The sequence below is a fragment of the Streptococcus oralis genome (assembly GCF_003943395.1).
GTDB lineage: Bacteria > Bacillota > Bacilli > Lactobacillales > Streptococcaceae > Streptococcus > Streptococcus oralis_BF.
Window position 1 is genome coordinate 20,872 of sequence record NZ_RJPJ01000013.1, and the last position, 26,249, is coordinate 47,120.

At 42.0% G+C, this 26,249-nt stretch carries 24 protein-coding genes and 1 pseudogene; 5 read left to right on the plus strand and 20 right to left on the minus strand.

The window, feature by feature from the left end; genetic code table 11:
• The first annotated feature begins 1 nt into the window (after window position 1).
• Genes D8802_RS09200 through D8802_RS09215 form a run of 4 tightly spaced genes read left to right on the plus strand, consistent with a single transcriptional unit; the run spans window position 2 to window position 3,086 of the window.
• The gene (locus D8802_RS09200; RefSeq protein WP_125395625.1) at window positions 2–847 is read left to right on the plus strand and encodes a DegV family protein; all 846 of its coding nucleotides are present in this window, start codon (window positions 2–4) and stop codon (window positions 845–847) included.
• Between the two features lie 56 nt (window positions 848–903).
• On the plus strand, window positions 904–2,085 hold the full coding sequence (gene aao, locus D8802_RS09205) for an aminoacetone oxidase (RefSeq protein WP_125395626.1): 1,182 nt from the start codon (window positions 904–906) through the stop codon (window positions 2,083–2,085).
• 13 nt (window positions 2,086–2,098) lie between these two features.
• Window positions 2,099–2,620, plus strand: coding sequence for a DUF1697 domain-containing protein (locus D8802_RS09210; RefSeq protein WP_125395627.1), 522 nt, complete (start codon window positions 2,099–2,101; stop codon window positions 2,618–2,620).
• A gap of 10 nt (window positions 2,621–2,630) precedes the next feature.
• Entirely contained in the window at window positions 2,631–3,086 is a 456-nt protein-coding gene (locus D8802_RS09215) for an 8-oxo-dGTP diphosphatase (protein ID WP_125395628.1), read from the plus strand.
• Between the two features lie 59 nt (window positions 3,087–3,145).
• On the opposite strand, the gene D8802_RS09220 is transcribed toward D8802_RS09215, so the two are convergent.
• From D8802_RS09220 to D8802_RS10455, 20 genes are all read right to left on the minus strand, one after another.
• Window positions 3,146–3,691, minus strand: coding sequence for a GNAT family N-acetyltransferase (locus tag D8802_RS09220; protein WP_125395629.1), 546 nt, complete (start codon window positions 3,689–3,691; stop codon window positions 3,146–3,148).
• Between the two features lie 344 nt (window positions 3,692–4,035).
• Entirely contained in the window at window positions 4,036–4,860 is an 825-nt protein-coding gene (gene nadE / locus D8802_RS09225; RefSeq protein ID WP_125395630.1) for an ammonia-dependent NAD(+) synthetase, read from the minus strand.
• Complete coding sequence (locus D8802_RS09230) at window positions 4,857–6,317, minus strand: nicotinate phosphoribosyltransferase (protein ID WP_125395631.1); 1,461 nt, start codon at window positions 6,315–6,317, stop codon at window positions 4,857–4,859. The genes nadE and D8802_RS09230 overlap by 4 nt, the downstream gene beginning before the upstream one ends.
• A gap of 116 nt (window positions 6,318–6,433) precedes the next feature.
• On the minus strand, window positions 6,434–6,922 hold the full coding sequence (locus tag D8802_RS09235) for a DUF6773 family protein (protein ID WP_125395632.1): 489 nt from the start codon (window positions 6,920–6,922) through the stop codon (window positions 6,434–6,436).
• Window positions 6,912–7,385 (minus strand): DUF6773 family protein, encoded by a 474-nt coding sequence (locus D8802_RS09240; protein ID WP_125395633.1) that lies wholly within the window; start codon window positions 7,383–7,385, stop codon window positions 6,912–6,914. Before D8802_RS09240 ends, D8802_RS09235 begins: the two co-directional genes overlap by 11 nt.
• Window positions 7,375–7,584: a helix-turn-helix transcriptional regulator gene (locus D8802_RS09245; RefSeq protein WP_001107502.1), complete on the minus strand. Its 210-nt coding sequence runs from the start codon at window positions 7,582–7,584 to the stop codon at window positions 7,375–7,377. The genes D8802_RS09240 and D8802_RS09245 overlap by 11 nt, the downstream gene beginning before the upstream one ends.
• A gap of 146 nt (window positions 7,585–7,730) precedes the next feature.
• Complete coding sequence (locus D8802_RS09250; RefSeq protein WP_125395634.1) at window positions 7,731–8,327, minus strand: HAD family hydrolase; 597 nt, start codon at window positions 8,325–8,327, stop codon at window positions 7,731–7,733.
• Between the two features lie 59 nt (window positions 8,328–8,386).
• Window positions 8,387–8,797: a GNAT family N-acetyltransferase gene (locus tag D8802_RS09255; RefSeq protein WP_125395635.1), complete on the minus strand. Its 411-nt coding sequence runs from the start codon at window positions 8,795–8,797 to the stop codon at window positions 8,387–8,389.
• Between the two features lie 99 nt (window positions 8,798–8,896).
• Complete coding sequence (locus tag D8802_RS09260; protein ID WP_125395645.1) at window positions 8,897–10,234, minus strand: amino acid permease; 1,338 nt, start codon at window positions 10,232–10,234, stop codon at window positions 8,897–8,899.
• A 105-nt stretch (window positions 10,235–10,339) separates the two neighbouring features.
• Window positions 10,340–10,822 (minus strand): transcription elongation factor GreA, encoded by a 483-nt coding sequence (greA, locus tag D8802_RS09265; RefSeq protein WP_000818755.1) that lies wholly within the window; start codon window positions 10,820–10,822, stop codon window positions 10,340–10,342.
• A gap of 63 nt (window positions 10,823–10,885) precedes the next feature.
• On the minus strand, window positions 10,886–12,589 hold the full coding sequence (gene mltG / locus D8802_RS09270) for an endolytic transglycosylase MltG (protein WP_125395636.1): 1,704 nt from the start codon (window positions 12,587–12,589) through the stop codon (window positions 10,886–10,888).
• A 62-nt stretch (window positions 12,590–12,651) separates the two neighbouring features.
• The gene (locus tag D8802_RS09275; protein WP_125395637.1) at window positions 12,652–13,140 is read right to left on the minus strand and encodes a GNAT family N-acetyltransferase; all 489 of its coding nucleotides are present in this window, start codon (window positions 13,138–13,140) and stop codon (window positions 12,652–12,654) included.
• Entirely contained in the window at window positions 13,137–13,604 is a 468-nt protein-coding gene (locus tag D8802_RS09280) for a GNAT family N-acetyltransferase (protein ID WP_125395638.1), read from the minus strand. The genes D8802_RS09275 and D8802_RS09280 overlap by 4 nt, the downstream gene beginning before the upstream one ends.
• A gap of 9 nt (window positions 13,605–13,613) precedes the next feature.
• On the minus strand, window positions 13,614–14,948 hold the full coding sequence (murC, locus tag D8802_RS09285; protein ID WP_125395639.1) for a UDP-N-acetylmuramate--L-alanine ligase: 1,335 nt from the start codon (window positions 14,946–14,948) through the stop codon (window positions 13,614–13,616).
• A gap of 11 nt (window positions 14,949–14,959) precedes the next feature.
• On the minus strand, window positions 14,960–15,571 hold the full coding sequence (locus D8802_RS09290; RefSeq protein WP_125395640.1) for a cystathionine gamma-synthase: 612 nt from the start codon (window positions 15,569–15,571) through the stop codon (window positions 14,960–14,962).
• Between the two features lie 47 nt (window positions 15,572–15,618).
• The gene (locus D8802_RS09295) at window positions 15,619–18,714 is read right to left on the minus strand and encodes a DEAD/DEAH box helicase (RefSeq protein ID WP_125395641.1); all 3,096 of its coding nucleotides are present in this window, start codon (window positions 18,712–18,714) and stop codon (window positions 15,619–15,621) included.
• A 92-nt stretch (window positions 18,715–18,806) separates the two neighbouring features.
• Window positions 18,807–19,973 carry a MalY/PatB family protein gene (locus D8802_RS09300; RefSeq protein ID WP_125395642.1) on the minus strand — a complete coding sequence of 389 codons (1,167 nt, stop codon included), beginning with the start codon at window positions 19,971–19,973 and terminating at the stop codon, window positions 18,807–18,809.
• Between the two features lie 7 nt (window positions 19,974–19,980).
• Window positions 19,981–21,075, minus strand: a complete 1,095-nt coding sequence (locus tag D8802_RS09305) for a cystathionine gamma-synthase (RefSeq protein WP_125395643.1) — start codon at window positions 21,073–21,075, stop codon at window positions 19,981–19,983.
• A 145-nt stretch (window positions 21,076–21,220) separates the two neighbouring features.
• A complete protein-coding gene (locus D8802_RS09310) occupies window positions 21,221–23,179 on the minus strand; it encodes a peptide ABC transporter substrate-binding protein (RefSeq protein ID WP_125395644.1) in 1,959 nt (652 codons plus the stop codon).
• 649 nt (window positions 23,180–23,828) lie between these two features.
• Entirely contained in the window at window positions 23,829–24,707 is an 879-nt protein-coding gene (locus D8802_RS10455; RefSeq protein WP_312023263.1) for an LPXTG cell wall anchor domain-containing protein, read from the minus strand.
• Window positions 24,708–24,753: 46 nt separating this feature from the next.
• Between D8802_RS10455 and D8802_RS10460 the strand changes: the two are divergent.
• Window positions 24,754–26,249: pseudogene (locus D8802_RS10460) on the plus strand (hypothetical protein); the annotation flags it as partial.

Sequence of the window (26,249 nt, forward strand, 5' to 3'; positions counted from 1 at the left end):
TATGACTTGGAAGATTGTGGCTGACTCGGGTTGTGATTATCGTCAATTGGTAACTCCCGCTATTGATACTGAATTTATCAGTGTTCCTTTAACCATTCAAGTGGCTGATCAGGTCTTTATCGATGATGCCAATCTTAACATTGACCACATGATGGAAACCATGTATGCGACTTCTGAGGCTTCAAAATCAGCTTGCCCTAGCCCTGATGATTACTTGCGTGCTTTTGAAGGTGCCAAACATATTTTTGTCGTTACCATCACTGGTACTCTTTCTGGTAGCCATAACAGTGCACAACTCGCTAAAAATATCTACCTCGAAGAACACCCTGACACTCAGATTCATGTGATTGATAGTTTATCTGCAGGTGGGGAAGTTGACTTGCTCGTAGAAAAATTAAACGACTTGATTGACCAAGGACTTTCTCATGAGGAAGTTGTTGAAGCTATTACAGCCTACCAAGAAAAAACGAAGTTGCTCTTTGTTCTTGCTAAAGTTGATAACTTGGTCAAAAATGGGCGTTTGAGTAAGCTTATCGGTACGGTCGTTGGCCTTCTCAACATCCGTATGGTTGGAGAAGCAAGTGAAACTGGAACCCTAGAGCTTCTTCAAAAGGCTCGTGGTGCTAAAAAGTCCCTTCAAGCAGCTTATGAAGAACTCATCAAGGCTGGCTATGCTGGTGGTCGTATCGTCATGGCTCATCGCAGCAATGAAAAATTCTGTCAGCAATTGTCAGAACGCTTGCTGGAAACATTTCCACAAGCCAATATCAAAATCCTCCCAACGTCTGGTCTCTGCAGTTTTTATGCAGAAGATGGCGGTTTGTTAATGGGATATGAAATTAACTAAGATCATCCGTAACAAGAGATGCCAAGCATCTCTTGTTTTTGTGGTACAATAGAGCTATGAAACATTTTGATACTATTGTCATCGGTGGTGGACCTGCTGGCATGATGGCTACGATTTCCAGTAGCTTTTATGGTCAGAAAACTCTTCTCATCGAAAAAAATCGGAAACTGGGTAAAAAATTGGCTGGTACAGGCGGCGGTCGCTGCAATGTGACCAACAACGGTAGCTTAGACGACCTACTAGCTGGAATCCCTGGAAATGGGCGCTTTCTTTACAGTGTATTTTCCCAGTTTGATAACCATGATATCATCAACTTTTTCACAGAAAATGATATTAAACTCAAGGTCGAGGACCATGGCCGCGTCTTTCCAGCTAGCGACAAGTCTCGAACCATTATTGAAGCTTTGGAGAAGAAAATCACTGAACTCGGTGGTCAAGTCGCTACTCAAACAGAGATTGTTTCGGTTAAAAAGGTGGATAACCAGTTTGTCCTGAAGTCCGCAGATCAAACCTTCACTTGTGATAAACTGATTGTGACAACTGGTGGTAAATCCTATCCTTCTACAGGTTCAACTGGATTTGGACATGAGATCGCCCGCCATTTTAAGCACACCATTACCGAGCTTGAGGCGGCCGAGAGTCCGCTTCTGACTGATTTCCCTCACAAAGCGCTTCAGGGCATTTCACTAGACGATGTGACCCTAAGCTATGGCAAGCATGTCATCACTCATGATTTGCTCTTTACCCACTTTGGTTTATCTGGCCCTGCTGCCCTGCGCATGTCCAGCTTTGTCAAGGGTGGTGAGATCCTCTCACTGGATGTCTTGCCTCAACTTTCTGAGAAGGACTTAGCTGCATTTCTAGAAGAAAATCGGGAAAAATCCTTGAAAAATGCTTTAAAAACTTTACTTCCAGAACGCTTAGCGGAATTTTTTGTGCAAGGCTATCCTGACAAAGTCAAACAGCTAACTGAAAAAGAACGCGAGCAACTTCTCCAGTCCATCAAGGCCCTCAAAATCCCTGTCACTGGCAAAATGTCCCTGGCCAAGTCCTTCGTCACCAAAGGTGGCGTCAGTCTTAAGGAAATCAATCCTAAAACCCTTGAAAGTAAGCTGGTCCCTAGACTTCACTTTGCTGGCGAGGTACTGGATATCAATGCTCACACGGGTGGCTTTAACATCACTTCTGCCCTCTGTACCGGCTGGGTGGCAGGCTCAAATCCAATAAATACTAAATAAGAAAGGAAGTTCTTTGGAACATATTATTTTACTAAGAGGCGTTACTCCTAATGGAAAAAATGCTATCCCGAAAATGTCTTATTTGGCGGATATTTTAACAGAAGCTGGGTTTCAGCACGTTCGAACCTATATTCAAAGTGGGAATATCATTCTTGAAAGTGACTTAGATTTAGAAGAAATACGAGAACGTGTTCATACTCTGATAAAGGAAAAAATTGGGGCCGACTTAAAAATGGTTATCAAGAATAAGGACGATTTTGAAAAGATTGTTCATGAGAATCCGTTTAGAGAAGACTATCTTCATGATCGTGTGCATGTGATCCTTTATCAGGGATTTATCCAAAGTCTGCCATTAGAAAATTTGAAAGCTGACTACGGTGAGGAAGAAATTTGTGTAGGCGATCACTGTCTCTACCTCTATCTCCCTAGAACTGCAAAACGAAAAAAGCTCAATACCAACTATCTTGAAAAACTTTTTGGCGTGGATTTGACCATGCGAAAGTTAAACGTCGTGGAAAAGTTACTAACAAAATAGGAAAAACAATATGAACAGACAAGAATTAGTCGAATTTGTCAACATGTGCATGATTAAAAACGGAAACAAAGTTCTAGTTCAAGATCGAGTTAGTCCCGACTGGCCCGGCATCACTTTTCCTGGTGGTCATGTAGAGCGTGGGGAATCTTTTACCGATGCAGTTATCAGAGAAGTCAAGGAAGAAACTGGACTAACCATATCCAAACCTCAACTTTGTGGTATCAAAGACTGGTACGATGACGAGGATTACCGCTATGTCGTCCTCTTTTACAAGACAGAACACTTTACTGGTGAACTCCAGTCTTCAGACGAAGGTACTGTTTGGTGGGAAGAATATGAAAATCTTTCTCGTCTAAAACTTGCAACTGAGGATATGTCAGACATGCTGCGTGTTTTTTTAGAAGACGATTTAAGTGAATTCTTTTACTACAAAGACGGTGACGACTGGCTTTATGAGTTAAAATAAAAGAATAGAAAAAAATGACCTGAGCTTCAAAAGTTAAATTTTGAAGCTCAGGTCATTTCTTAGTCCTTTTTAATCTGATAATAAATAAGATCCGCAACGTAGTCTTTTCTCTCCACACCATTGGTAATGGTTTTTAGATAAGACATCCCCGCCTTCTCCATGACACGACCCGAAGCTGGATTAAGACTGGCATATCGTGCTCTGACCTTTTGAAAGCCTGCTTGAGTAAAACAAAAGTCTAAGACAGCTTTCAAGGTCTCCGTCATCATACCACAGCCCCAATATGCCTTGCCTAGCACATAGCCAATTTCACAACAAGAATCATTCTCATCCATTGCAACGATGCTGATATCTCCTATCACTTGCTCTGGGTTTTCTTTGAGACAAATTGCCCATTTGTAATAGTTGGGATTGGTATAGGATGCAACCCAATTTCGAATCGAGTTTCGAGTCACCTCAAGATTCGGATGGGGATCCCAGGTGACATAGGTCAGATTCTCAACAGACGAAGCCCAATTTTGAAACATAGCTTCCGCATCACTCTCCACAAATCTTCTCAAAATCAAACGTTCTGTCTGTAACATTTGCGTACCGATTGTTTTCATGACACTGCCTCACTTTCTGATATATGGTTCTCTGTCAAATCTCCATTGAAACTTGTTTTTGCTTTCGAATCTCAATGCTCAAGCTAAAAATATCCACTGGGCCTCCTCGTTTTCCTGTTTCTAAACTCGGGTAAAAAGACTAAACTCAGTAACAGCTAGGAAACAAGTGTTTTATCTAATCCCTTGACGCAGTCGCTGTCTGGTTTGAAATGCGCTTTACCAAGCTTTTTCAAACCTAGTCATCGTTGCGGGGGTGAGACAAGGAAAATCGAACTCTATGAGTTACCGAATCTGCCTCGTTCTCCTGTTTCTAGACTCGGGGTAAAAAGGTCCCCCGGACCTTTTTACTCCCAGAAGTCATCAAATACGGTGATTGGTAGGTGGCGTTTGTGTTGTCCTTTATGCCACCAGTTTTCAATAATCGCTTGAGCTTCTGGGCTGATTGTTTTGCCTTCTAGGTAGTCATCAATCTCTGCATAAGTGACTCCGAGAGCAACTTCGTCTGCCAAGCCCGGCTTATCCTCTTCTAGGTCTGCTGTTGGGATTTTTTCATAAAGGGCTGGGTCCGCACCAAGTTCCTTCAAGAGTTGTTTTCCTTGACGTTTATTGAGGCGGTAAAGAGGGAGAATATCCGCACCACCATCACCAAACTTGGTAAAAAAGCCTGTGATATTTTCTGCAGCATGGTCTGTCCCAATAACCGCTCCGCTATGGGCACCTGCAAGCGCATATTGAGCAATCATACGACTACGCGCTTTAATATTGCCCTTATTAAAGTCTGAAACAGAGCTTCCTGTCGCTTCAACTGCAGCTGTCATGGCATCAGCTGATTCCTTGATATTCACAACCAAGCTAATATCTGGCTGGATGAAAGCGAGAGCTTTTTGAGCATCTGCTTCATCAGCTTGCACTCCATATGGCAGGCGAACAGCGATAAATTGGTAGCTGTCATCTCCTGTCTCTGCTCGCATTTCTTCCATCGCTAATTGTGCCAAGCGCCCTGCCAAGGTTGAGTCTTGCCCTCCAGAAATCCCTAGTACAAAGGTTTTAAGGAAGGAGTGTTTTTTCAAGTATCTCTTTAAGAAATCAATTGAACGACGGATTTCTTCCTGGGCGTCAATTACTGGCTTGACACCTAGTTGCTGGATAATGGTCTCTTGCAAACTCATTCTTCCTCTCCTTCACCAAGGGCTTCCTTGCGCATCTTATCAATCAAGTCCATCTTGTCTTGCCAAATATCACGCGCCAAGTCTACTGGGTAATGTTGCGGATTGAGCACGCGCTTGTATTCATCCCATAGCTTGTCAAATTCTTTGCGAGCATAGGACTGAATCTCAGTCAAACTAGGCAAGTTGTAAACTAATGTTCCTGCTTTGAAAATATCCACCAAGAGAGGAACGGCATCAAAATTTCGAACGGTCTTTTTGATGTAAGTATAAGTTGGATGGAACATTTTGATTTCTGTCATGCTGGCAACGTCAACACCATCATAAGTGATGTAGTCGCCTTCTGACTTGCCTTTTTCACGACTGGTAATGCGCCATACCTGCTTCTTACCTGGCGTTGACACTTTTTCAGCATTATTAGATAGTTTGATGGTATTGCGCATGTTACCATTTTCATCTTCGATAGCCACAATCTTATAAACCGCCCCAAGAGCTGGCTGATCATAAGCTGTAATCAGCTTGGTTCCCACACCCCAGACATCAATCTTGGCCTTTTGCATCTTGAGGTTGAGAATAGTATTTTCATCTAGGTCATTAGAAGCATAGATCTTAGCCTCTGTAAATCCAGCCTCGTCCAGTTGCTGACGGACTTTCTTAGAAATGTAGGCAATATCCCCTGAGTCGATACGAACGCCCTTAAAGTTAATCTTATCTCCCAGTTCACGCGCCACCTGAATAGCAGCTGGCACACCGATTCGCAACGTATCATAAGTATCTACTAGAAAGACACAGTCACGGTGGGTCGCTGCATAGGCCTTGAAGGCTTCATAGTCGTTTCCATAAACCTGTACCAAGGCATGGGCATGAGTTCCTAGAACGGGAATCCCAAAGAGCTTCCCTGCTCGCACATTGCTAGTTCCATTGGCGCCACCAATCACAGCTGCGCGTGTTCCCCAGATAGCTGCATCCATTTCTTGCGCACGGCGTGTCCCAAACTCCATCAAAGGTTCATCATCAATGACCGAACGAATACGTGCTGCCTTGGTCGCTATCAAGGTTTGAAAGTTAACGATGTTCAATAGAGCCGTTTCGACCAATTGACATTGGGCTAGAGAGCCTTCAACTTGAACAATTGGTTCATTAGCAAAAACAAGGTCCCCTTCTTGGGCAGAACGAACCGTCAACTCCAACTTGAAATTGCGGAGGTAGTCTAAGAATGCCCCATGATAGCCAAGCGACTCTAAGTAGGCGATATCACTGTCTGAAAAGCGCAAGTCTTTAAGATAATGTACAATTCTTTCCAAGCCAGCGAAAACTGCATAGCCGTTCTGAAAAGGTTGCTGGCGGAAATAAACTTCAAAGACCGCCTTTTTATTGTGAATCCCTTGGTCAAAGTAAACTTGCATCATATTGATTTGGTACAAGTCCGTGTGCAATGTCAAACTATCATCTGGATACATCTGTTTTCCTTCTTCCTACTTTACAAAGGTATGAACGTATTCTACCACTTTCACACCATACGATAAATTAGTACTATTATAACACATTTTATCGGAATTGATAAAAAGCTAACAAGCTATTCTCCATTCTCCAGTTCATCCATATCTTGCTCAAACCTTTTTTGAGCCCATTCGCCATAACTTTTAAGGCCGAGATTGCCGATAAAAACCCAAGGAAGGTAAATCAGATAAGTAATGACCCAAGCAGATAAGTATTTAAAGTTCAGAGGATTGTGCTGATAAATTTCGATATTGAATTGATAATTCTGCAACATCAAGAGAGTCGTAATAAAGAGAGTTATCAGCAAACACCCTACAATCGTAAAATGAAAACGACTATAGTAGTTCACACCCAAATCTCGAGCACGGCCGAAAAAGTAAGAAGTTCCAATAATGATAATGATGAGAATCATTCTCGGATTAAAAAGACTTGGTGCTAATACTGTAATCATATAAGATAAAAGCAAGAAAGCTATAGAGATATAGAAACTTTCAGCTCCCGCTTTATTCATCAGTTGTTCTTCTCTTTCGTCTAGTAATTGATAATAAAAAAATCTATTTTTCATCTTCTTCCTCCCAAACTTGCTGATTTCTGCGATTCAAGTATAGGATAACTCGGTCCATAGAATAACTCCCAACGAGATAGATGATAACTGCTAGAACCACTTTTAGGGAGTACTTCCAAGTCAATAGACTGACCAGTTCCTCGCGATTACCTACGATATCAATCAATAAAACCACTATAGAAAATCCCAAAGCAGATAAAACTCTTTCTTTTCCAGTATTCTCAACAATATCCCGAATATCAATTCCTACATACATGCGGCGAATAATGGCATACAAACCGACTCCAATCAATAAAAGTAATTCTGGTAAATAGGACAGAAGTGTTAAATTGAAAATATAAACTTTGGCAAAAATTTCCAGTGCCAAAAATAGGCACATTCCCAAGAGAATTTCTCCTGAAATCTTTCCATCCAATTTTTCCGTACGTTCATCTTTGATCACAAGTTTTTTTCTATTTTTCATCTTCTTCCTCCCAAAATAGTTGGTCTAATGTTTTGCCTAAGCATCTGCAAATGGACTGACAGAGGGAGAGACTCGGATTGTATTTCCCAGCTTCAATCAAGCCTATAGTCTGCCTAGTAACACCTACAGCTTCTGCCAAATCCCCTTGTGTTAAATCACGCTCCACCCGAGCTAATTTTAATTTTAAATTTTTAGCCACTAGCGTCCTCCTTCAAAATTTTAAAAAGTTGCGCTTCTTTTAAAAACATTATACCATATATCTGACTTAATGCAATATATAAATGTCATTTTGTAAGATTTTATTAACAAAAAACTCTCTATCACAAAAAATAGAGAGTGTTACTTTTAAATATAGGATTTCAAAATATCGACGACATCACTTCTTTTCTTGACCTGATAGGCCTTGATGCCCAATTTCTCAGCTGCGATTGTATTGTCCTCAATATCGTCTAGAAAGACACAATTTGCGGGATCTAGCTGATATTTGTCGAGAATCTCCTCAAACATTGCTAGATCAGGCTTTATAGCTTTTATATCACAGGATAGGACAAAGCCATCTAAAAGTTCTTTTAAGGGAGATAGCTGATCTTCCAGCAAGTCATCAAATACCTTTGAGGTATTGGACAAGACAAAGATGCGATGCCCCTTTTTCTTTAGTTCTGACAAAACAGGAAAGACTTCAGTATAAATATCAATGTAGCTAGGCCAATTCCAGATAACTTCTTCGACCTTCTTTTGATAGGTCCTGCCAATCATCGACACAACTTTAAGCACCAACTCTTCTCTCGTCATGCTACCAAGATCTAATCTTAACCAAAGCCCTGACTGAAAAATGGTCTTATCTAAAATCAGATAATCCTTCTTCGTATCCGAAACGCCTTGTAAAATCTTATCCTTGTTCCATTCTAACAAGACGTTGCCCATATCTAGTATGATGTCCATTAGCCCACCTCCATAGTGATGTGAAGAATCGCTCTTTATTTTATTTCTCCATTTTCACCTTACAAATTCTTTTGGTAATAAAATCTTTGCCCTGTGTAGGGATAGTCTTGCAAGGTAAAGACTTCCTTGTAGCCATGGCTTAGATAAAAATCTGGCGCTTGAAACTGGTAAGTATTGACAAAAGCAAAACGACAGTTTCGATGCTTAGCTTCACTTTCTGCCTGTTGCAATAGTTTTGAACCGATTCCTTGTCCTCGTAATTCCTCTTTCACAAACAAATATTCGATTTCCAACCAATTTCCAAAAGTCTCTGCTACCAAGCCTGCCATAAGATTGCCCATCTCATCTTCAACATAATGATTCAGTGGCTCGCTTTCAGCCTCTTCTCTTTTGGAACGATTATAAGCACGAATCAGATTTCCTATTTCTTGCGCTTTCTGGGACGCTTTATTTTCCAATCTAAAGTGCATCCAAACCTCCTTCGAACTGTTACAGCTTGATTATAATCTTATTTCAATAGACTGTCAAACTAAAAAGAACTCACCAAGCAAAGTTGATGAGTTCATGATTTATTTCCTAAATTTCCACTGGCTATAAATTCCGAAACCGATAATCCAGATAGCAGAACCAACTGCCCCCATGAAGGTAGACTCTTGTAAAAAGAGGGTTACAAAGACAAAGATAAAGAAGAGCATGGTTAAAGGATTTAAGAAACGATACTGAGGCATGAGGTAGCCATCCGCCATGAAGTCTTGTGACTTGCGGTATTTGAGATGGGCCACCATAATCAAGATATAAATCGCGATGTAAACACCTGATGAAGACGCCGTAATCAAAGCAAAAGCATCGGAAACACCTGGCAACACATTGATAAAGGCAGCCAGAGCAATCAAGATTGCTGAAGCAATAATAGCATTTTGTGGAACATTATGGCGAGAAAGAGTATCTGCCTTGATCGCTTTTAAAAAGCGATTGGGTGAATCATGGGCAATCTGGTAGAGGTGTCGCCCTGTTGAATAGAGGGTTGAATTAAGAGCAGATGCTGCCGACGTCAAAACAACGAAGTTAATCAGAGCTGCCGCCCACTTGATACCTGCTAGCTCAAAAACCGTTACAAATGGTGAATCTGAAGAAGCAAGTTCTCTCCAGGGAATGATAGACATAATGGCTAATAGGGCTCCACCATAGAAGAAGACAATTCGGAGGGGAATTTCTTTAACTGCTTTTGGCAAAACCTGACGAGGATTCTTGGTTTCAGAAGTTGTCACTCCGATAAACTCAATCATCAGATAGGCAAAAAATACCATTTGAAAGGCCATGACAAAGTTCATAACACCGTTTGGAAAAAGAGAGAACTGATTGCTGATATTTGCCAGACTTGCAGCACCATGCGGTGTCTCAAATCCTGTCAAAACCATAAAGACCCCTGTCGCAATCATAGCTAAAATAGCCACAATTTTAACCATAGCAAACCAAAACTCGACTTCTCCAAAGAGCTTAACTGCAATCAGATTGACCAAGGCCAAAATCGTTAAAAAGACAATCTGAATTAGCCAACTAGGCCAGCTAGAAAACCAAAACTGAACATAATGCGAGATCGCAGTAATTTCTGCCATACCGATAAAGACGACAGATAACCAATAAGACCAAACTGAGAAATAACCCCAGCCTTTTCCCAAATGACGGGTGATAAAATTGATAAAGGTATGTTGTTCTGGATCCTGATACAGCATCTCTCCAACAGCCCTCATCATCAAAAACATAAAGGCTCCTGTAATCATGTAAATCAGGATGATAGAAGGTCCAGTAAGGCTGATGGAGCGACCGGCACCTAGGAAAAGACCTGTTCCGATTGTTCCCGCAATAGCCATCACCTGAACATGGCGATTGGTTAAACCACGTTCCATCTTATTTTTTTTTCTTATTTTCACTCATATAGTCTCCTATTTTATTCAAAAAACCAAAAAGGAGTTGAGCAAGTCAAGGACTCCACTACTCCTTTTTCATCCTATTCAGGCTGTTTTTTCAACCTTTAAGATTTTGACATCATAGCTACCAACTGGTGTCTCGATGGTCGCTGTATCACCAGTCTTTTTACCGATCAAGGCTTGTCCAATCGGACTTTCATTTGAAACCTTACCAGCAAAAGCATCTGCACCTGCAGAACCGACGATGATATAGACTTCTTCGTCATCTTCCCCGATTTCTTGGATCGTTACAGTCTTACCGATAGCTACCTCATCTTGGGCAACTGCATCGCTATTAACGATTTCAGCATAGCGGATTTTTGTTTCTAAACTTGAAATTTGTCCTTCAACAAAAGCTTGCTCATCCTTGGCTGCTTCGTACTCGCTGTTCTCTGAAAGGTCTCCGTATGAACGAGCAATTTTGATACGTTCTACGACTTCGGGACGACGAACGAGTTTCAACTCCTCTAATTCTTTTTCTAGTTTTTCCTTTTCTTCAAGGGTCATTGGGTAAGTTTTTTCTGCCATTTTTCTCAACTTTCTTTTCTTAATTTGTTTTTAAAACAAAATTATGTGGAAAACCACATAATTTTAGTTTGAACTACTTGATTGGGTTAGTTTGCTATTGATGTGTTCTGCAACGTTTTGATCATGTTCTTCTTTGGTCGTTGCAAAGTACACTTTACCATCTTCGACATTGGCTACAAAGTATAAGTAGTCACTCTTTGTCTGATTTACACTTGCTTCGATGGCATCCAGACTTGGACTGTCTACCGGTCCAGGCATGAGGCCAAGGTGTGTATAAACATTGTAAGGTGAATCAATCGTCGTATCAATTCCAGCATCATCCGCTAGACTAATCTTTTGACCAAGCTTGCCTTGAGCATACAGGATAGCGATGTTGCTCTGAAGTGGCATACCGAGGTTTAAGCGATTATAGAAGACACCAGCAATCTTCTTGCGATCTTCTGTCTTGGCACCTTCTTTTTCAACAAGAGAAGCGATACTGAGCAATTCATTGACTGTCAGGTTCTTTTCTTTGATCGTAGCGTAATATGGTGACAAGGCCTTATCCATAGCAGCTAACATCTCATCAATCAAACTTTCAACTGTAGTGCTTTCTTTGATGGTATAAGTTGCTGGGAAAAGGTAACCTTCTAGGCGATAACGAACGCCACTGTCTTTTGTTGGTAGACTTCCAAGCAAGTTTGGATACTTGGCTACTACTTGAGAGATAAAGGTCTCATCTTGAGCTTTTGCCAAGAAAGCATCCGCAGTAAGAGGTTCTTTAAATTCACCTTGAAGTTGCCCTACTGTTTGAGCGATTTGCTCTAATGTATATCCTTCTGGAATTGTAAGGCTTGCAAGAGCTGGTTCTTGAGGTTCAGGAGTTCCACCCTTTTGCAATTCTTGGATCAATTCATCCGTACTCATACTCTTCTTCAAGTTATAATAACCTGACTTTAAGTTGGCATGGCCATAGTATTTAGCATAAAGACTAAAGACAAGTCCATGTTTAACCAAACCAGATTTTTCCAAAGTGCTTCCAATTTCTTGAACGTTTGCTCCGTCTGGGATTTGAACCGTTACGTAGTCCTTAGAACTCGCATCAACAGGTTTCAAAGATTCTTGAACATAACCATAACCAAAGAAGCCACCAACAGCTACAAGAACTAGGAATACTAGGAAAGTTAGCAAGCAGCCTTTAGCTTTTGATCTCTTCTTTTTCTTAGCTGGCTTTGTTCCTTCACGACGACTGCGTCGTGGAGCATCCGCTAGGTTATCAACTTTCTCAACTGGAGCAGGGACTATATTCTCCACAACAGGAAGGACTGATTCTTCTTTTTTGTCATGCGTTTTATAGGAAACAGCCACTTTAGTTGGAGTAGTATTAAACTCTTTCTCTTCCTTTTTAGGCTCTACAGCATCAATCTTGGCTGGTGCAGGCTCTTCTAGTTTTGACTCTTCTGGTTCTGGTGCTGTCACTTCGCTTGATTCAAAACTTGGGCGTGGTGGCACACTTGGGGCATTTTTAAGAATTTCATCCACAGTTGATAGAGAATCTGCCATTAAATCTTCTGTGGCAAGATTGGATTCTTGTTCAGAAGGGGCAGGTGGAGTTACTTGAGAAGATGGAGTTGGTAGGGTAGTTGGACTTTCATCCTCTTTTCCTCTTCTTTCTCTCTCTCTGACTCTCTCTAAATCGCGTAAAATCTGTTCTTTAAAGCTTAATTTTTCTTCTTCTCTGGATTTCTCGCTCAAAAGCTTTACCTCCTTGTTGGCAATCCATAACATTATATCTTAAAAGTCGTAGAAAAGCAACAAAATATACCTTTCTCCAACTATATTTCTTGTTTTCAAGGCTTCCAAACCATGTTATACCAGGTCTCACCTGCATAGGTCGATTGGGATAGTCCTTCATTGACAAAACCATGTTTCTCGTAATATGAGATAAGATAATCATGACAAGTCAGGTTAATGCCTTCTCGTTCATGTTCCAAAGCGACTTCTTTTAGGGCAGTCAGCAATTTTTTGCCCACTCCCAAAGCTTGTGCCTCCTTAGCTATGGAGAGACAAGTCACAGAGATATAGCCTCCAGGTCGATGGCTATGGTCTTCTACTTCTTCCGTAAAGGACTGATCTTGTAGATGGCGATGTGGGACGACTGGACCTTCGATGTAACCAAGGATACGTCCCTCCTTTTCAGCTACGAGAAAACTGGTCTGAATTTCACGTAAATGCGCCTCAAAGACGGAACGAGGAATAGCTTCTTCAAGGGAAAAATTCTCTAGCTCTATCTCTATAATCCGATCTAAATCCGAAAATCTTGCTTGTCTGATTTTCATATTTCCTCCTGATAAAAAGGATTAGCCCAAGTCAGATACCAACAAGAACCACTGTCATATTGGCTCTCTGTCACTTCTTCCTCAACAAAGCCATTCATTTCAAAATATGATAGTAGCTCATCAGGACTCTGCAAAAGAATACCTTGATAATCTAGTTCGACAGTCACCTGTTTCAAGGCTGCAAGAAGAAGAGTTCCCAGCCCCTGTCCCCAATGATTCGGATGAATAGTCAATGATTTTATTTCTATCCATTTGGGATGAATAGACTGAGCTTCTCCTAAAACATAGCCCAGAAGCTGATTTTCATCCCCAGCTACAAGAAAGGTACCCGCAGTCTTGCGGATACTCTCTTCTAAGGATTGGCGGCTAAGTGCCTCTTCTAACGAAGGATTGGCCTCTTCAATCGCCAACATTTCTTCTAAATCTGATAAGGTAGCTTGCCTTATAGTGATTGGAATTTCCATTGGTTTTCCTTATTGGACGTTACTTGTCAAGTTAGACAAAAGACGTTCAAATGAATATTCATAGGTTTGGATGTCTCCTGCTCCCATAAAGACGTAAACAGCATTGTCATGGTCAAGGAGTGGAGATACATTTTCAACGGTGATAACTTGATTTTTCTTCGTGATCTTGCTTGCTAGGTCTTCTACCTTGACATCGCCATTGTCCACTTCACGAGCAGACCCATAGATTTGAGCTAGGTAAACGGCATCTGCCTGATTCAAGGCTTGAGCAAAATCATCTAACAAGGCAATAGTTCGAGTAAAGGTATGCGGTTGGAAGATTGCCACGATTTCCTGGCTTGGGTATTTCTGACGGGCAGCATCCAAGGTCGCGATGATTTCTGTTGGATGGTGGGCAAAGTCATCGATGATTACCGTGTCATTAACGATTTTCTCAGTGAAACGACGCTTAACACCTGAAAAAGTTTTCAAGTGTTCACGCACCAAGTCCAAATCAAAGCCAGCTGTGTAAAGAAGACCAATTACAGCTGTCGCATTCATGATATTGTGACGACCAAAGGTCGGAATGTGGAATTGTCCCAATTCTTGACCATGGAAATGAACTGTAAAGGTCGAACCAGTCGTTGAACGTAGGAGATCACTAGCTACAAAGTCATTGCCTTCAGCTTCAAACCCATAGTAATAGATTGGCGCATTGGCTGTGATCTTACGCAACTCAGCATCCTCACCGTATACAAACAAACCTTTGGTAATTTGTTTGGCATAGTCGTTAAAGGCATTGAAAACATCCTCTAGACTTGTGAAGTAGTCTGGATGGTCAAAGTCAATGTTGGTGATGATAGAATATTCTGGGTGGTAAGGCATGAAATGTCGCTCATATTCGTCTGATTCAAAGACAAAATATTTGGCATTGGCTGAACCACGACCTGTCCCGTCACCAATCAAGAAGCTGGTGTCTGTGATGTGAGACAAGACATGTGACAACATACCTGTTGTTGAAGTTTTTCCATGAGCTCCTGCCACTCCCATGCTGACAAAGTCGCGCATAAAGCTACCGAGGAATTCATGATAACGTTTGTAGCTAATGCCATTTTGGTCTGCATAGGCGATTTCAACGTTGTTATCTGGACGGAAGGCATTTCCAGCGATAATCTCCACATCACCTTGTAGGTTCTTTTCATCAAAAGGAAGAATCGCAATCCCTGCCTGCTCTAGTCCACGTTGAGTAAAGTAATATTTTTCAACGTCTGAACCTTGAACCTTATGCCCCATTTGGTGCAACATCAAAGCCAAGGCACTCATCCCTGATCCCTTGATTCCAATAAAATGATATGTTTTTGACATGCTTTTCTCCCCTACTCAGTAATTCTTGTCAGATTCAACTCTTGGGCAACCTGACGTTCCTGTTCTGTTTGCTTATTCTTTTTATTATAGATTTGACTCTTCTTTAGGAAATCATAGTTGTTCTTTTTAGCTTTTCCCGTTTGAGTTTTCGGAGTTGGAGTCGCCACTTGGCCAACCTCTTCAGCTAGAATATAGTGAGACTGGATCAAGTTTTTGCTAAACTTGGCAAGCTCACCTGGATTTTCCTTTTGAAATGGTGCTGTTGGTTGATTTCCTTGACGAACAAGTGTTGAACCATTGTGTCGTCTGGTATGACTAACATCCTGAGTCAAATACTTGGCTGAACGTTTCTTTTTCAGATCCGCACGCGCCTCTTCTCGAGCCAATTCAGCATACGTTTTTTCAACTTTTTTAGGTTCTGGAGCTGATTCTGGCTTTTTGCTAACCACTGGAGAAACCACGGTTTCTTCCTCATTGATAGGAGACCATTCCAAATAGTTCTTATCGCGGTAATCACCTTTAATATTGCTAATAAAGTCTGACTCATCGTACAAGTCCATGACTGGCATTTCGGTCAGCATGATCTCATCATCTGACACCAATGGAAATCGATCTTGTTTCATTTTGTATTTCCTTTCAACACTTCATTATAGCGTATTGTCTTGATTTTTCAAGTGCCGGCTTCAGAAATTCCCAAAATTTCACGAATTTCTGCCAGACTGAGACTCGCACGCGACTCCGTACCATCTAAAACTTGGGAAACCAAATGTTTCTTTTGTTCTTGAAGTTCTTGGATCTTTTCTTCAATGGTTCCCTTGGTAATCAAACGATAGACCTCGACCATCTGCTCCTGCCCCATTCGGTGAGCGCGCCCGATAGCCTGGGCTTCGACAGCCGGATTCCACCAGAGGTCAACCAAAATAACCGTATCAGCTCCCGTTAGATTGAGACCAACACCACCCGCCTTAAGGGAGATGAGAAAGGCATCTCTCTCCCCTTGGTTAAAGGCCTTGGTCATCTCCTGTCTATCATGAGCAGGAGTTGAACCTGTGATTTTGAAGGAGGTCAAGCCCAAGTCTGGGAGTTCTTGCTCGATTTTTTCCAACATTCCTTTGAACTGGGAGAAAATCAAGACCCGATGCCCACCATCAGCCACTTGTAGCAATAAATCTCGGAGACTATCGAGTTTACCACTAGCTCCTTGATAATCGTCCATGAAGAGGGTTGGCGTATCGCAGATTTGACGCAAACGCATGAGGCCAGATAAGATTTCTACCCGACTTCTCTGGAATTCTTGATCTGTCACTTGCGCTAGGCGGTCTCGCATCTGTTGCAACTGGGCTAGATAGATGGCCTTCTGCTGGTCTTCCAGTTCATTTTTATAGACGACTTCGATCAGATCAGGCAGTTCTGTAAGAACTTCTTCTTTCTTACGCCTCATGACGAAGGGTTTGATAAACTGCGCTACGCGCTCAGCTGGTAATTTCATAAACTCCTTTTTACTTGGCAAGAGCCCCGGAAGTACAATTTGAAAGATAGACCACAACTCTCCTAAATGGTTTTCGATGGGCGTACCTGACAAAGCAAAAACTGCTGGCACCACAAACTGGCGCAAACTCTGAGCAATCTTGGTTTGGGCATTTTTCATGACCTGGGCTTCATCTAAGAAGAGAAAATCAAAAGCCATCTCTTGATAAAGCTCGCTGTCTTGACGAAAGGTCGCATAGCTAGTCACATAGATTTGGTGATTTTCAGAAAGAATCGCTTCTCGATTCGCTTTTAAACCATGCACGACAGCCAAATCCAACTGTGGGGCAAATTTCCTGAATTCATCTGCCCAATTGTAGATCAAACCTGACGGCGCTAAAATCAAGACCCGAGTATCTTTTGTCACCTGACTAGTCAAAAAAGCAATAGTCTGCAACGTTTTTCCTAGTCCCATATCGTCTGCCAAGATACCTCCAAAGCCATAGTGATGAAGCATCTGGAGCCAACGAACACCCTTTTCCTGATAATCTCTCAAACTCGCCTGCACCCGTATATCTCCCAAAGGAAAGTCCTCTGGATGGGTTAAATCATGAGCTAAATGCTGAAATTCCTCTGAGAAGGAGATCCTATCTCGACCTTCGAACAACTGAGACAAACTGTAAGCTAAGGATTTCCGAGCCTGAAAAGAACCATCTTTTAGCTCAACCCCCAGTTCCTGTAAATTTTGACGAATCTGCTTGGTTTCCTCATCAAAAAAGTACACTTGGTCAGAAGAACTGATATAGAAATCCTGATTGCTGGTCAGGGCTTTAAGAGCTTGATCAATCTCTTCTTGGGCGATCCCTTGGAAATCGAACTGGATTTCCAACAGTCCTCTCTTGGACTCAATCTGAACCTGAGGAGCTTGGACACTGTAGAGCTGATTCATTTCATCAGACAAGAAGACCTGACCCAACTTCTCAAAAGCTGGAATCGTATGGTGAAAGAAAGAATAAACTGCCTCTGGCTTCAAAGCCTGTCTCCAAGACTGAAAATCAGCCTCAAAACCAGCCCCTAAACTAACTTGAAATATCTGGCTTTCCAAGACGGCATCGCTTGAAAATGGTAATTGTTCCAGCTGTTGCTGACTAGTCACCTTAACATCTCCATAGTCAAACTGGATATCCAAGCGGATGCGGCCGTCATCCTCCCTATCAAAGTAAAAAATTGGTGAAAAGGGTCTGGTTTGCAAGCGCTCAGGAGCAGAAACTGTGCCAAGCTGTCCAAACAAAAGCAAACAGGCTGCCAGACGGTCACGATCACTGTTATCAAACTGGAGGCATTTTCTCCCTCTCTCCTCCTGAGGAAGCTCCTTGATTTCCTTTAGGAGGCTGATTTGTTTAGGGTTTAAGAGATAAAGATTCCCCTTACGAAATAGAACTGCTCCCCCATAGAATACGTTGACTCGCTCACTTTCAGAAATCTCCATCTCAAAATAATCGGGATACTCCTGCACGGAAAAAGAGAACAGTTCTGCATCTGGATCTAAATCATGAAAGAGAAGATTTTCATAACTTGTAATCTGGTGTTCAAAATGAAAATCTTCCAAGTTCATCAGCAACTCCACTCCCTGCTCAAAAAAGGTCAGAGGGAAAAAGAGGTGACGACCTTGATTGGGGAAAAAGAGGTCTTGACTCAGTCCCTCCTCAATCAAGCCACATAAAAAAGTAAGAACTTCTTGACTAGCTGTATCAAAAGCATCCCAAGACAAGTCATTTTCATAGTGTTTCCCAATCATGTATGGCTTTCGATAGACTAAGACCTTCAAAAAGAGAGGGATGTCACGAATGACATAATATTTTTGACTATCAACTAAACCGATTCGGAGAGTCCAAAGGAGGCGATTGGTTCCAGCTTCTACCTGGCCTTGAGCCGACAAAGTGTAGATTTTCTCTCGTTTTTGAGGTTGGATACGTTTCAAAAAACTACCGCCAAAACTAACCTTGGTTTCGACCTCTTCTTGCTCTTCATGTCCTTTTTCTAAGGCTTGTAGAATCACCTGGCCTTCTTCATCATTCTTCAGATAATGCTCGAGCGCTGCTAGGTGAACACAGTAACCTCTTTTTTGGAAAAAATCGCAAGCACAAAAAACCAGATCATCCTCTAAACTGTAGCGCAAGTCTTCTCCCGCCACACGAGTATAGAGGCGATTCCCTTTTTCCTTGATAATCTCAATATTGCCTGTTTCATAGAGTGTAACCCCCTCCATGCGCAACTTTCCCGGAATCAATTTAGCCATAGTTACCCCTTTATCTTATCTTTTCATTATACCACATTTTCCCCTACGAAAATAGCCTTCTAGGAAGACTTCTCTCCTAGAAGGCTGGATTTTTAAAGTGTAGCAAAAGTGGTCACGATGCGTTGGCAAACCTCTTCCAGTACTGACTTCGGCATGGCTACATTGAGGCGGGCATGTAGCTTTCCTTCCTCCCCAAAGTCCAAACCTCGGTTCAAGATAACCTTGGCTTCATTCTTCAAAAGCTCTTGCAAGCGGTCATCCGTTAGGTCATAGGCTGAAAAATCAAGCCAAATCAAGTAGGTGCCTTGCGGTTTCATGACCTTGATTTTAGTCTCTTTTCCAAATAGATCCACCACATAATTGATGTGGTCTTCAAATACTTGCTTGAGTTCTTCTAGCCAATCCTTGCCATAACGGTAGGCAGCTTCTGTCGCCAAATACCCCAAGCCAGAGATTTCATGTTGGTTATTGGCCAACTGGCGTTTTTGGAAAGCAACACGAAGCTTTGGATTTTCAATGACAGCATAGGAATTTTTCGTTCCAGCAATATTAAAGGTCTTGGTAGCACTGCTCAAGATAAGGGCAAAGTCTTTAAAGTCTGGATCAATGGTGTTGAAAGACTGGTGTTTGTGACCAAAGAGGGCCAAATCTTGGTGAATCTCATCTGAAACCAACAAAACACCATGTTTTTGGCAGAGATGACCAATCTTTTCTAACACTTCCTTTTCCCAAACACGTCCACCAGGATTGTGGGGATTACAAAGAATATAGAGTTTCACATCCTCTCCCACCAATTCCTTCTCCAACTGGTCAAAGTCAATCTCAAACAGCCCATCCTTTTCCACCAAAGAATTGGTAATCAATCGGCGATTGTTCAGTTTGACACTGCGGGCAAAAGGTGGATAGACCGGTGTGTTAATCAGGACAGCCTCACCTTCTTTTGTAAAGGCTTGAATGGCTGTTGAAATAGCTGGCACCACTCCCTCGATAAAGACAAGGGCATCCTTGTCAAAGTGATACCCATGTTGGCTGACTTCCCATTCTTGAACCGACTCAATCAAAGCGTCGCTTGCATAAGTATAACCATAGACCAACCGATCCGCATAGGTTTGTACGGCTTGTCGAATCTCAGGTAAGACTACAAAGTCCATATCCGCTATCCAGGCTGGTAGAACTTCTCGATCAGCTTCTGCCTCTTTCCATTTATAGGTATGATGCCCAAAACGATTGGGCAGGCTTGTAAAATCATATTTTCCCATCTTTGTCTTATCCTTCCAAGGCTTGGCGCAAATCCGCAATCAAATCTCTAACATCCTCGACCCCAATGGACAAACGCAAGAGATCATCTGTCAATCCATAGGAATGGCGAACTTCTGCTGGAATATCCGCATGGGTTTGCGTCGTCGGATAGGTGATCAGACTCTCAACCCCACCCAAACTTTCCGCAAAAGAGAAGACCTTCAAGCTATTTAAAATATGAGGAATACGTTTTTCATCCACTACTTTAAAGGAAATCATGCCTCCACGGCCTGTATAGAGCACTTCCTTGACAGCAGGTGAATTCTTCAAAAAGGCAACCACTTCTTGGGCATTGGCTGTTGAACGCTCCATACGAAGAGACAAGGTTTTGAGACCACGAATCAACTGATAACTATCAAACGGTGACAAGACAGCACCTGTCGTATTGAGATTGTAAAACAGTTGTTCATATAGTTCTAAACTATTAGTCACAACCACCCCAGCCAAGACATCGTTGTGCCCTGCTAGATACTTGGTGGCTGAATGAAGAACAATATCCGCACCGTCTTCAATCGGACGTTGGTAAATCGGGCTGTAGAAGGTATTGTCCACCACCACTTTGGCACCCTTAGCATGAGCTAGTTTTGCTAGTTTTGCAATATCAAATTCCAACATCAAAGGATTGGTTGGCGTTTCGATATAGAGAACATCCACATCTTTCTCTAACTCAGCAATCAACTCTGCTTCCGTATTAGCATAGGTGAAATGGAAACGACCTTCCTGCTCGACTTGGTTGAACCAACGGAAAGAACCCCCATAAAGGTCACGCACTGCCAAGACTTTACTTCCTACCGGAAAAACACTAAAGGCCAGTACAATCGCAGCCATACCTGAGCTCGTCGCTAGGGCATAGTCTGCTGATTCGATTGCAGCCAAGACTTCCTCCGCCTTACTGCGAGTTGGGTTTTTAGTACGCGTATAGTCAAAACCAGTAGACTGACCGAACTCTGGATGCTGATAAGTGGTTGAAAAATGTAGTGGCGTCACCAAAGCACCTGTCGCCTTATCTGACTTGATTCCCGCCTGGGCCAAAATTGTGTTGATGTGTAGTTCTTTGCTCATACAATACCTCCAAATCTATAGTAACTATTGTACCACTTATTTTCGCCAACTCATTTTCTTCTTTTCAAGAGCTAGTTATAGTTTCAAACTATACAAAAACGATAGTTCCTTGAGAAACTATCGTTTTTCCTGTTGAATAGACTGGTTATTTAACGTGTTTTGCCAGTTCTTCTTGGGCTTTTTTATTTGATTCTTCTTTTTCTTTCAGCCATTTTTCTTTAGCTTTTTCATACTCATCAGCCGTTACAGTCTTATCTTGTAACTTGAGGTACTTGTATGATTCCACACCCTTATTTCCTGCTTGTGAGAATGGTGCTGAGAATGGAACTGTCTTTCTCAAGCTAGGTGTTCCACCAAGGGAAACGTTTGGAATTGCAAGGGCGCTATCAACGAGCCAAGCTTGAATTTCTGCATATTTTTCATAACGTTTCGCTGGATCTTGCTCCTTGTTAGCTTCTTCTAACATTTGAGTGTAAGTATCCAGACCAACTGCCTTAGCCTTGTCATTGACCTCACCTGGTTCTAGACCAAGGTTTTGCAACATACCGCCGTTATTTACATTTAGGATATCTAGATAGCTTGATGGATCCAAGTAGTCAGCACTCCAACCGCCATTATAGATATCAAAGTCTTTTTGAGCTGCCGTTTGAGCGAGGTAGCTAGAATTATCGAAGTCATCTGTTGATAATTGTTGGATATCAATAACCACATTCTCAGCTCCTAGAACAGATTCGATGGATTGTTTTAAAGAACTTGCTTCAAGTACACCTTTTTTAGCTGATTGGTCAACTGATACATCCAAGTGAATTGGGAATTGCACACCCTTAGCTTCCAATTCTTTCTTAGCTTCTGCAAATTTAGCTTTAGCCTTGTCAGGATTGTAGTATGGATCTTGCGCGTCTGCAAAGTTGATGCCTTGCCATTCTTGACCATAGTTGACCATCTTTTCTGAAACAACATCGCCAAAGTCTTTTCCGTTGATACTTACAAATGTAGGAGGTACCACTAGGTTACGAATAATCTTCGTTGCTCCATCTTCCCCTTGAGATTGAGCTCCATAGGCTGTACGGTTATAAGCATAGTTGAAGGCTTGACGGAAGTTTTTATTCAGAACTGCTTCTTGTGTTGATTTCTTTTCGATATCTGAGGACTTAGAAGTGAAGTTATAAGATTTTCTGTCCAAGTTAAAGTTCAAGTAATAAGAAGTTGCGGTTTGCATACTATAGATGATGTTATCCTTGTTCTTCTCTTTAATTCCTTCAAAGCTTGAGCTATTTGGATAGAGACGCGCGTAGCTGTAGATTCCTTCTACAAAGTTACGAGCTAGGGCATCTTGGTCACTACCATCATAGTAAGTCAATTTCACATCGTCCACAAAGACATTTTTAGCATCCCAGTAGTTCGGATTTTTCTTGTATTCGATAACAGATTTTGAAACAAATGATTTCATCAAGAAAGGTCCATTGTACAAAATGCTAGAAGGGTCTACCTTACCAAAATCATCCCCTTTTGATTTCAAGAAATCCGCATTGACAGGGAAGAGAATGGTTGAAGTTGTTTTAGAGTTCCAATAAGATTCTGGACGTGTCAAAGTGTACTGAACTGTTTGGTCATCAATCGCCTTCACACCGACAGTTGAAAAGTCTGTTGTTTTACCGTTGATATAGTCATCCAAACCTGCTACAGACTCTTGAACCAAGTACAAGGCTTCAGATTTTTTATCTGCCGCATATTTCAAACCTGTCACAAAGTCTTGAGCAGTTACAGGTGCGTATTCTTCACCTTCGTTTGTATACCACTTGGCATCTTTACGAAGTTTGTAGGTATAAGTCAAACCGTCCTTGGAAACAGTCCAATCCTCTGCCAAAGATGGAACATAGTTACCATATTGGTCATTTTCCATCAAACCATCTACCAGATTGGTAACGATATCATTAGTTGTTGCACGGTTCTCTGCTAGATAGTTCAAACTAGATGGATCACTAGAATAGACATAGTTATATGTTTTAGATGAACTTGCTGAGTTCCCACATGCGCTTAATAGGATACCCGCGCTTAACACGACACCTGCCAGTGTCAGATACTTGGCCTTAGACTTTTTCATTTCCAGAACCTCCTGTTTTAGATATTTGCCTTATTATACAGCTTTAGTTTTATTTAGTCAAGCAATTCCTGTCACAAAAGGTCGAAATTATATTATTTTCTCTACAAATTTTAGAATTTTATCTATTTCGTTAGGTATATGCAATGAGTAGTGTAATATTTTTACCTCTTATTCCTAAGTGCTTTAAAAACTGTCTTGTAATTTGGATATTCTCTTTGGTAGTGATTAATAAACAGTAAGACATCATTAAGTTCTTTAGAGCGTTTAGAAATGGAAGTCCATCAAAAATAAAATTGACGAGGTCTCCCCTCCTTTTCAGACAGTGTTTTAAACTTTTCTCTAATCCAAATCCTACATCATAATATCCTTGAATCCCTTGATTCCAATATCAAGTTGGAGACAATCAGCAAGAATATAAGATGTCTAGTATTTGATTTTCAAAATTTCAAAAATTTAGAATGATAATTCTCGTTACTTTGAATGTTAGAAAAGAGAGAGAAACGATCTGATTCTCTCTCATGCTTAGTTAGATGCCACTCCCCACAGTTGACAAAGAGCCCAAAACCCCAGATAGCCTTAGGCCATCTGGGGTTTTTGTTTTCATCGCTAAAATGATATCAACAATTTCATTTTAGTCGATTTTTGGGACTTAGTCTTCTAAATCCATTTCAGAAGCTGCTGATTTCTTCTTCTTGCCAAGAAGAGAGGCAGTTGCCAAGGCAGCTACTCCTAATCCAAGACCAGCAAATTGGTTACTTGCAGTTCCTGTATTTGGAAGTCTTCTACCGTTTGAATGTCCTGGTCCAGCAGGTTGTTGTGCAGGAGCTTGCGAGTGGTTCAATGCACTTGAGATTGAAGCACTGTCAGACAAGCTAGCTGAGGCGTTTGCACTATCGCTCAATGATGTACTTACAGACACACTGTGTGAAGCTGAATCGCTTGCAGTTCCTGAATTTGATACACTACCTGGGCCAGTGCTTGTACTTGCTGAGTGGAAGCCTCCACCTGGTATTGGTGTCTTGCTTGCGTTGGCTGATGCTGATTGACTTGCGCTCACGCTTGTGCTTACAGATGCAGAATCGCTGGCTGATGCATTCGCTGCGTTGGCTGATGCTGATTGACTTGCGCTTACGCTTGTGCTTACAGATGCAGATTCGCTCGCTGATGCATTCGCTGCGTTGGCTGATGCTGATTGACTTGCGCTTACGCTTGTGCTTACAGATGCAGATTCGCTCGCTGATGCATTCGCTGCGTTGGCTGAAGCTGATTGACTTGCGCTTACGCTTGTGCTTACAGATGCAGATTCGCTAGCGCTTGTACTCAATGATGCGCTGGTTGAAGTTGATTCATTTCCTCCAGCATTCGATGTTGAAATGCTATCGCTCAAGGATACACTTGCTGAAGTACTAAATGAAACTGATGTACTTTCACTTACAGATGCAAGGTAGCTAGGAAGGTTAAACTCTGGCTTAGATTCGCTTGCTGGTTCACCCTTACTATAGCTGAATGAGTTAGATTGTTGTGACACACTTGTACTCAAACTGCTTGAAACGCTATCGCTAAGTGATTTAGATGTGCTTGCTGAAGTAGATTCATTTCCACCAGCATTGCTTGCACTGATTGAAGCAGAAATGCTGTTGCTCAAGCTTGTTGAATCAGATACTGATGCACTGATTGAAGCAGAGATGCTGTTGCTCAAGCTTGTTGATGCTGAAGCTGAGGCACTACGTGATGCAGAATCGCTGTTGCTTGCACTTGTGCTTGCTGATTCAGATGCACTGATTGAAGCAGAGATGCTGTTGCTCAAGCTTGTTGATGCTGAAGCTGAGGCACTACGTGATGCAGAATCGCTGTTGCTTACGCTTGTGCTTGCTGATTCTGATGCACTGATTGAAGCAGAAATGCTGTTGCTTACGCTTGTTGAATCAGATACAGACGCACTTGTTGATGCTGAAGCACTGTTGCTTGCGCTTGTGCTTGCTGAAGCTGAAGCACTGATTGAAGCAGAGATGCTGTTGCTCAAGCTTGTTGATGCTGAAGCTGAGGCACTACGTGATGCAGAATCGCTGTTGCTTACGCTTGTGCTTGCTGATTCTGATGCACTGATTGAAGCAGAAATGCTGTTGCTTACGCTTGTTGAATCAGATACAGACGCACTTGTTGATGCTGAAGCACTGTTGCTTGCGCTTGTGCTTACTGATTCTGATGCAGACTTGCTTGCTGAGTCAGATGTTGATGCACTGTTGCTTACGCTTGTGCTTGCTGAGTTAGAAGCACTGATTGAAGCAGAGATGCTGTTGCTTACGCTTGTTGAATCAGATACAGACGCACTTGTTGATGCTGAAGCACTGTTGCTTGCGCTTGTGCTTACTGAGTCAGATGCAGACTTGCTTGCTGAGTCAGATGTTGATGCACTGTTGCTTGCGCTTGTGCTTGCTGAAGCTGAAGCACTACGTGATGCAGAATCACTGTTGCTTACGCTTGTGCTTGCTGAGTTAGAAGCACTGATTGAAGCAGAGATGCTGTTGCTTACGCTTGTTGAATCAGATACAGACGCACTTGTTGATGCTGAAGCACTGTTGCTTGCGCTTGTGCTTACTGAGTCAGATGCAGACTTGCTTGCTGAGTCAGATGTTGATGCACTGTTGCTTGCTGATTCAGATGCACTGATTGAAGCTGAGGTGCTGTTGCTCAAGCTTGTTGACGCTGAAGCTGAGGCACTACGTGAAGCTGATTCACTGTTGCTTACGCTTGTGCTTACTGATTCTGATGCAGACTTGCTTGCTGAGTCAGATGTTGATGCACTGTTGCTTGCGCTTGTGCTTGCTGAGTTAGAAGCACTGATTGAAGCTGAGATGCTGTTGCTCAAGCTTGTTGACGCTGAAGCTGAGGCACTACGTGAAGCTGATTCACTGTTGCTTACGCTTGTGCTTACTGATTCTGATGCAGACTTGCTTGCTGAGTCAGATGTTGAAGCACTTGTGCTTGCTGATTCAGATGCACTGATTGAAGCAGAGATGCTGTTGCTCAAGCTTGTTGAATCTGATACAGATGCGCTTGTTGACGCTGA